1 protein-coding gene is annotated in these 348 nt (G+C 57.2%); it reads right to left on the bottom strand.

Annotation, left to right across the window (positions count from 1 at the left end; genetic code table 11):
* Positions 1-348 (bottom strand): hypothetical protein (locus AB6A65_RS16780; protein WP_371039516.1); only part of this gene is annotated, 348 nt, incomplete at both ends.

Genomic DNA, 348 nt, shown 5'->3' on the forward strand with positions numbered 1-348 from the left:
TTCGCCGGCGGTCTCATCATAGTTGGCCGCGTCTGTAAGGAAGCTGATCACACTGTCTACGTCCGTACGGTCCGACCCATCCGCCGCAAGGTCATTCGCGGCAGTAGCAGCGTCATCAGAGGCAATCACGAACACGTTATCTACGACCGCCGTATCAACAGTCGTACCATTGGTGTTGTCACCACTGTCAAACACCAGCACGTCACCACCATCGGCGTCGAAGTTCGTGTACGTGTCGAAGCCACTAAACGTACCGCCAGCCCCAGTGGCCGCAGATCCATCGGTCAGGGCGTTGATTTGGATGAAGTCACTACCCTGACCCACATCGATGACATCCGCTCCTGCGCC

The sequence above is a fragment of the Rhodosalinus sp. FB01 genome (genome assembly GCF_041365715.1).
Lineage (GTDB): Bacteria > Pseudomonadota > Alphaproteobacteria > Rhodobacterales > Rhodobacteraceae > Rhodosalinus.